6 protein-coding genes are annotated in these 7,634 nt (G+C 43.7%); 1 reads left to right on the plus strand and 5 read right to left on the minus strand.

Going from position 1 to position 7,634, the window contains the following annotated elements; all coding sequences use genetic code 11:
* Positions 1 to 473 precede the first annotated feature (473 nt).
* Positions 474 to 1,811, plus strand: a complete 1,338-nt coding sequence (gene ffh / locus ACFQ2O_RS18270; protein WP_377531267.1) for a signal recognition particle protein — start codon at positions 474 to 476, stop codon at positions 1,809 to 1,811.
* A gap of 75 nt (positions 1,812 to 1,886) precedes the next feature.
* On the opposite strand, the gene ACFQ2O_RS18275 is transcribed toward ffh, so the two are convergent.
* The 5 genes from ACFQ2O_RS18275 to ACFQ2O_RS18295 form a co-directional block, all read right to left on the minus strand.
* On the minus strand, positions 1,887 to 4,223 hold the full coding sequence (locus ACFQ2O_RS18275) for a hybrid sensor histidine kinase/response regulator (protein WP_377531271.1): 2,337 nt from the start codon (positions 4,221 to 4,223) through the stop codon (positions 1,887 to 1,889).
* 44 nt (positions 4,224 to 4,267) lie between these two features.
* Entirely contained in the window at positions 4,268 to 4,681 is a 414-nt protein-coding gene (locus ACFQ2O_RS18280) for a response regulator (protein ID WP_377531275.1), read from the minus strand.
* An 11-nt stretch (positions 4,682 to 4,692) separates the two neighbouring features.
* Entirely contained in the window at positions 4,693 to 5,418 is a 726-nt protein-coding gene (locus tag ACFQ2O_RS18285; RefSeq protein ID WP_377531278.1) for a sensor histidine kinase, read from the minus strand.
* Between the two features lie 19 nt (positions 5,419 to 5,437).
* Complete coding sequence (locus ACFQ2O_RS18290) at positions 5,438 to 6,946, minus strand: sensor histidine kinase (RefSeq protein ID WP_377531282.1); 1,509 nt, start codon at positions 6,944 to 6,946, stop codon at positions 5,438 to 5,440.
* A 143-nt stretch (positions 6,947 to 7,089) separates the two neighbouring features.
* Positions 7,090 to 7,575 (minus strand): nucleoside deaminase, encoded by a 486-nt coding sequence (locus tag ACFQ2O_RS18295; RefSeq protein ID WP_377531285.1) that lies wholly within the window; start codon positions 7,573 to 7,575, stop codon positions 7,090 to 7,092.
* Between the last annotated feature and the right edge of the window lie 59 nt (positions 7,576 to 7,634).

Below are 7,634 nucleotides of genomic sequence, written 5' to 3' on the forward strand. Positions count from 1 at the left end.
GTTGTATGGCAGCTGTTGTTTTTTTTAACGGTTTGGAGAAGTTGAATTATAGCTTAAATGTATCTGGTTGACATTCATCGATTTATATTTTTCCAATACAGGTATACATCAGCCTTTCATTCTTTCAGTAGAAACCCGGAAACTTTTTAAGCCTTCGAGTTTTCACAGAATCAAATTTCTATTACCGCTCCCAGTAAGGAACTTCTTGGTACCGGCGCCCTAAAGCAATTGGTTTACTTCAAGTGAAGCAATAACAGCGATGACTGGTTCATATAGGCTTTGCAAGCGTAGCAAAGCGGAAATGTTAAAAAATGCTTAGCTTTGAAAGCAGATTCAGGAATAGCGCATCGTTCTAAAAATGAATTATACCAGCCTTCTGAAAGTTGCGTAATAAAGGAAGCGATGGTTTTTAATAACTCCTATGCATTATTGTGCCATTTTCCTTATTTTTGTAGGTAAATCCATAGAAAGAGATGTTTGATAATTTAAGTAACAAGTTAGACCGCGCTTTTAAAACACTTAAAGGGCAGGGAAGCATTACAGAAATTAACGTTGCTGCCACTATTAAAGAAGTACGTCGTGCTTTAGTGGATGCAGACGTAAACTATAAAGTAGCCAAAACGGTAACCGATAAAATCAAAGAAGAGGCGCTTGGCCGCGATGTATTGATTGCAGTTTCTCCGGGCCAGCTAATGGTGAAGATCATGCATGAGGAGCTGACCGAGCTGATGGGAGGCGAGAAGCAGGACATCAACCTGAAAGGCGAGCCGGCTATTATCCTTATCGCTGGTCTGCAGGGATCTGGTAAAACAACCTTTACAGGTAAACTATCAAACTACCTTAAAAAGCAGGGACGCTCTGTGATGGTGGCTGCCTGCGACGTTTACCGTCCGGCTGCCGTTAACCAGCTTCAGGTATTGGCTGAGCAGGTAGGAGTAGAGGCGTATACCGAAATTGATAATAAAAACCCTGTTCAGATTGCGCTTAATGCTATTGAACATGCTAAAAAGACGCATAAGAAAGTAGTCATTATCGATACCGCTGGTCGTTTGGCCGTGGATGAAGCGATGATGAAGGAGATAGCCGAGATCAAGGCTGCTGTGAAACCGACTGAGACGCTTTTCGTGGTAGACTCCATGACAGGGCAGGATGCGGTAAATACAGCCAAGACCTTTAACGAGCGCATCAATTTTGATGGTGTTGTTCTGACGAAGCTTGATGGTGACTCACGTGGTGGGGCAGCACTGTCTATCCGTGCGGTAGTGGAGAAGCCTATCAAATTCATTTCTACAGGTGAGAAAATGGAGGCGCTTGACTTGTTCTATCCTGATCGTATGGCGCAGCGTATCCTGGGTATGGGTGACGTTATCTCGCTGGTAGAACGTGCTCAGCAGGCATTTGACGAAGACGAGGCGAAGCGTATTAACAAGAAGATCCGCAAGAACCAGTTTAACTTTGACGACTTCCTGACGCAGCTGGAGCAGATCAAAAAGATGGGTGATATAAAAGACTTGGTTGGCATGATACCAGGTGTTGGCAAAGCATTGAAAGATGTGGAAATTGACGAGAATGCTTTCAAACCAATTGAGGCTATCATCAAGTCGATGACGCCTCAGGAACGTGAGAACCCAGATATGATCAGCGGCAGCCGTCGTAACCGTATTGCCAAGGGTAGCGGCACTGATATCACACAGGTAAATAACCTGATGAAGCAGTTTAACGACATGCGCAAAATGATGCGAACAATGAACAAAATGTCTGGTAAACGTGGTGGCTTGGGTAACCTGGCTAACATGATGAAGCAGCGCTAAGTATAGCTATCACATAAAAGAAGCGGGCCGCAACTTTAATAAGTTGCGGCCCGCTTCTTTTTGAATAATTTTAACCTACGCCTGTTGTTTCATTTTCTGCTGTTCATGTTTTAGCAGTAATACCAGTGCGTCTGTTTCTATGGCGGCTTGTGTTGCCAGTTGCTTTAGCTGGATTGCGTCTTTTTGCTGGAGCGCCTGCTTAAGTTTAAACAGCGTGTCCTGCAAGGGCTGTGCCGATACAATTGAAATGCTATCGCTGAGATCAGATAAGGTGAAAGCTATACGCTTGAAATCTTCGCCATGTGCCTCTGCCTCCAGCTTTCGCACTGTTTCAATCGCATTTTGCTGGCACATGCTTAGTAGCTCATAGATAAAGGATAACTGCCCATCAACCATAGTATAAAGTTGCGTCAGGCTTATTTTAGGAGAAGTAACAACCGGCGCAGGAGTAGTGTTGTAGGTGAGCCTATGCATTGTTTGATAAAGATGATCCGGGTCAAATGGCTTGGATACATAGGCATCAGCGCCAGCGGCAAGGCATTTTTCAATTTCACCTGTGGTGGCATGTGCAGTTAAGGCAATAACGGGTATCTGTGCCTTGGAACCCTGCTGTTGGCGAATGAATTTAGTGGCATCGTACCCATCCATTTCCGGCATCTGCATATCCATCAGCACAATATCGTAATGGTTCTGCTCAAACATTTTAATGGCTTCAACGCCGTTCAGCACCGCGTCTATATGCACATTCCATCCGCCTAGCACTGTCGTAATCAATAGCTGGTTTATCTCATTGTCCTCCGCCAGCAGTACACGGATATTCCCTAAGTCATATAGCAACTGCTCGTCTGCTTCCTGAAAAACTCCTTCAGTAGCAGGTGCTGCCAGCATATCTTTCACCAGGAATGGGAGGCTAAAAGTAAAGGCACTACCATGGCCTACACGGCTTCTTACCGCTATGGCTCCTCCCTGCATCTCTACTAGCTTTTTTGAAATCGATAAGCCCAAACCCGTGCCTCCATACTTTCTGGAAGTATGGTTGCTGCCTTGGTTAAAGCTGTTAAAAATGTCTTCGAGTTTATCTTTAGGTATGCCAATGCCGGTATCTTCTACTGTAAACTCTATAACTAAAGAGCCTTCTTCTTGCCGGGCAATGTGTATGATCAGTTTTACCTCGCCTCCTTCGGTAAATTTGATAGCATTCCCGACAAGGTTAAATATGATTTGCTTTAAGCGTAAAGGGTCTCCGGTAAGTTGGTCAGGTAAATTGGCAGCTGTTTTAATAATCAGCTTATTGCCCCGCTCCTCAGCCCGCGATTCCATCAGGTCAATAATTTCCTGTACCACCTCCTGCATGCTGAAATCTATCTGCTCAAACGTAAAGTTCTGAGAAGTGATTTTCGAGAAGTCAAGCAGATCATTGATAATGAGCATAAGATTGTTTGCGGAGGTCTGAATTGCCTTTAAAAACTTATGCTGTTCCTGATCCAGAGTTGTTTTCTGTAGCACATTTGTCAGGCCGATAATACCATTCATAGGCGTACGAATTTCATGGCTCATATTTGCCAGGAACTGCTCCTTCACCTGAACAGAATTCTCCGCAATCTCTTTAGCTTTAATCAGCTCACGCTCGTTTGTAACGCGGTCGGTTATGTCAATGGCAAAGCCGGTTACCCCAACAAGCTGCCCGGTATCGTTATGAACAGGTATATAATGCGACCGCAGGTAATAACCATCTGTTTCATCTTCTGTTTCTACAGTTTCTCCGTTCAATGCTTTGCGAAACCTGTTCAGTATTCGGGGGTATTTAGAGAACACATCAAAAAAGGACTTCCCGATGAGCCCGTTTGTTTGAAGGTTCAACAGTTCGAAGCCTTTTCCCTGTGCAAATAGTATATCACCAGAAGCATTGGTGCTAAACAAGGCCATAGGTGAGTTAGAGATAATAAGGTCTAACTGATATTTGGCGTCCCGTAGCCGCTGCTCAGTTTTCTTTTTCGCTAGTTCTGCTTTCCTGAGCCGCATCGCCGATCTGATATTATGAGATATAACTTCAGACGTAAGCAGGTGTTTCGGGATGTAGTCTGCTGCTCCTAGCCGGATAGCTTGGGCCGCAATACGCTCATCACCATGAGAGGTAACAAGTAAAACAGGGGCCTTAAGCTCAAGAGGGCTAATAAATTCCAGTAATTCCAGGCCATCCATATCTGGAAGTCTGAAATCAATAAAGATACAGTCGTAAGTATACTGCTGCATGAGCTGCATACCTTGGGCAGCAGTAGTAGCTGAATGGGTACATACTTGCAGGCCTGATTTGCTAAGCGATCTTTTGATGGCCATCTGGTCTACCTCATCATCATCAATAATGAGGATATTCAGTTGCTCAGCTGTTTCTTTTTCTATGGGTGTAAACATTTGCACGGGAAGCAAAGGTATAAAGGTGATGTTGTTTTTAGCTTTTAAGGGCGCTCACAAAGCTTCCAATAGCTATTCAAGGTTGCTACAGAGGTAATGAACTTCTCAAAAGAAAGCGGTTTTAATATATAGCCTGCTACATTAAAATTATAAGCACTCATCTTGTCACTGTCTTCGTTTGAGGTGGTCATCACGAAAACGCTGGCACTTTTGAATTGTTCATCTGCCCTTAACTCGCGCAAAAATTCAATGCCGTTCATTTTAGGCATGTTGATATCCAGGATGATGATGTGCGGGAAAGGCACTTGATCAGTCCGCAGCATCTCTAATGCTTCTTCGCCATTTCTGGCAATGAATAAAGGATTTGTAATCGTGTTCTTTTTAAATGCCCGTTGCACATTCATGATGTCAACCTCATCATCTTCTACCAGAAGTATATTTACCAGCTTCTCGCTCATCTTTATTTAATTTATAATATGGGTAATGCAGATATGTTTTTAGGCCAAGTAAAGCTGATGGTTGTGCCACCCAGCGGGTTTTGCGCAGCCTCTATGGTGCCTCCTGCAAAATGTACTATTTTTTTGGAAATAGCCAGACCTGTCCCGATTGTGTCTACAGAATCTTTAGGGGCTACTGTGTAAAACAATGTAAATACCTTCTGTAGCGCTTCTTCAGGTATGCCAATGCCATTGTCTGAGATGCTGAACAGCAGCATGTGCTCCTGTTCTGATAGCGTTACAACAATCTCAGGTTGTGCCTTATCATTGAAGGCAACCGCATTCTGGAGAACGTGCGTTAATACCTCTCGCAATTTGGCTTTATATGTCAATACATTGCAGATGCTCTCCGGAACATGCAGGGTAATATGCGGCGATATGCTTTGTTTTACTTCCTGCAGCAAAGCTGAGACATCGGTTAAACCAACCTCAAGCTCCAAGCGGGTAGAGCGGGAAAACGTCAGCAGACCTTCAATCATCCGCTCCAACCGAGAGGCACGGCTACGCAGTAAATCCATGTTGTGCTTAATATCTGGAGCCAAGTCATCACCCAGGTCTTCTTCTATCCAGGTTGACAGATTGGTGACAGCACGCACAGGCGCTTTCAGGTCATGCGATACAATATAGGCAAACTCATCAAATTCCTTTTTAAGCTGCTCCAGTTGCTCTTTGCACGAAGGTTCTAGTGATGGCATCATAAGGTAATAGAACGATAAGCTATGCTGGTATAGGTACAGCTGTGGTAGTGATATTTTTTTCTATTGGCCAGGTAAAGGTAAAGCGACTTCCATGTCCGCCCACAGATGCAAGCTTTATACTTCCGCCTTTTTCATGTACAATCTTTTGTACAATAGCCAGGCCTATACCTGTGCTTTCTTTCGTGTCCCGAGCCTCCATGGTTTGAAAGATGCCAAATACTTTCTGATGGTAGCCTTCAGGTATTCCCGGGCCATTATCTTCTACCCAAAACTCGTATTCATCTTTCAGTAGACGGTAACCTACATTCACGACAGGAGTAGGTTTGTCGTTGTATTTGATGGCATTGCTGATCAGGTTTGAAAACACCTGTTGTAACAGAACATGTTCGGTGATGAGGTCGGGCATGTCCGTAGCTATGTGAACTTCAACATTTGATTCTGCCACAACAGACTCTGCTACTTCGGCAACTAAGGTATAGGAAGAGATGTGCTGCTTAGGTAACTCTTTTCTTCCGATGCGGGAGTAGTCCAGGATGCCATTGATGAGGTTTTGCATCCTTAGTACGCGACCGCGCATAAGCTCCAGGTTGCGTTTTATATCCGGGTCGAGTCCCGTGCCCAGGTCTTCTTCAATCCATTCTGCCAGGCTATTAATGGCTCGTAAAGGAGCTTTAAGGTCGTGAGATACCACATAGGCAAACTGATCAAGTTCTTTATTTACCTTTTGCATGTTTGTAAAACTATCTTCCAGCTTTACAGCCATTACGTTGAGCGACTGAGAAACTTTTGAAATTTCGTCATTACTGCTATCCTGCACACGTGCTGCCAAATGGCCAGAGGCAATCTCCTGTGCTAAGTGTGAAATGCCATCGAGCCGCTGCCTGATTGAATTGACAAGCAACTGAATAATTACAATCGCGACAGCAATACATATAATAGTTAACGCAATGGCTAAGGTATCTGTAAGTTTCAGTGTTTGCTCCAAGCTGCTCATGCGCTCGTTTCTTTGCCTGATTTCTTCTGCCTCAAAAACTGCTATCTGTTGCCTGATAGAGTCCATGATATTCCTGCCGACGCCTTGCCTCACCACATGAATGCGGAAGTCTTCATAAGCAGGAGCGTCTGCAGCGTTAGCTAGCGACCTCCTCTGTAGAGTTATAGAGCGGGAGCCAAAATACTTGAGCCAGTGGTTAAAGGAAGAGTCTATGGCTGCAAGTCTTTCTTCCTGCTTCGCATCTTTTAATTTGGTCTGAAGCTCCAGATAGGTTTTCTGATACGTTTTTCTCCCGGAGTGATACGGTTGAAGAAAGTTCTCATTATCTGATATTTGAAAACCCCTTACGCCCGTTTCTGTATCTATGATTGCTTTTTCAATTGTTTCAGAGAGGCGGATGATTTCAGAAGAATGCAATGCGAGTTGTACTTCTTCTTTTACAGCTTTTGATTGTATCACATAGGATACGGTGACAAAAACAAAAACTAACAGGATAAACCCAAAAGCAAGATAAATCTTGGTAAGGAGCTTCATAAGAGAAGAAGGTAAGTAATAACATTATTGTGGCTGTTGTTACGAGATGAAAAGCTGCATTTAGCAGTCGCCACCTTATGTAAAACGTCGCAAGATAGATTATTGTATTATTTCTAGCAATAGTCTCTTCGTATTAATGTTTTCTAGTACATTTTTTTGTTCTCGAGCTGTTCCCATATTTCAAAAGCCTTTGCTGCCTCTCCAGGCAAAATCTGCTCCATAGGTATTTGCCGTTCTTCATGTGGTTTTTTCATTTCTTCATAGATAAAGGAGTCATCAAAGCCTACTCGGGCCGCATCAAGGTGTGTGTTGCCATAGTACACCTTTTTTATCCTTGCCCAATAGATTGCACCCAGGCACATGGGGCAAGGTTCGCAACTGGTGTATAGCTCACAGTCGGAGAGATCATGTGTTTTCAGTACCTGAGCGGCTTTTCGAAGAGCATCTACTTCAGCATGCGCTGTTGGGTCCTGACTGGCAAGTACGTTGTTGTAGCCTCTCGCAATTACATTTCCTTGCCTAACAACCACAGCTCCAAAAGGGCCTCCGAAACCTTCCAACATTTTCTCTTCAGACAGCTGTAAAGCCTCTCGCATAAACCTGTTTTTTAGATTAATGTCTGCTTCCATATTTACTTTATGATGTTAGTGTCTAATATTTGATAATTATGGCTTTATGATTGTATAAC

It is taken from the genome of Pontibacter rugosus (assembly GCF_042678745.1).
GTDB lineage: Bacteria > Bacteroidota > Bacteroidia > Cytophagales > Hymenobacteraceae > Pontibacter > Pontibacter rugosus.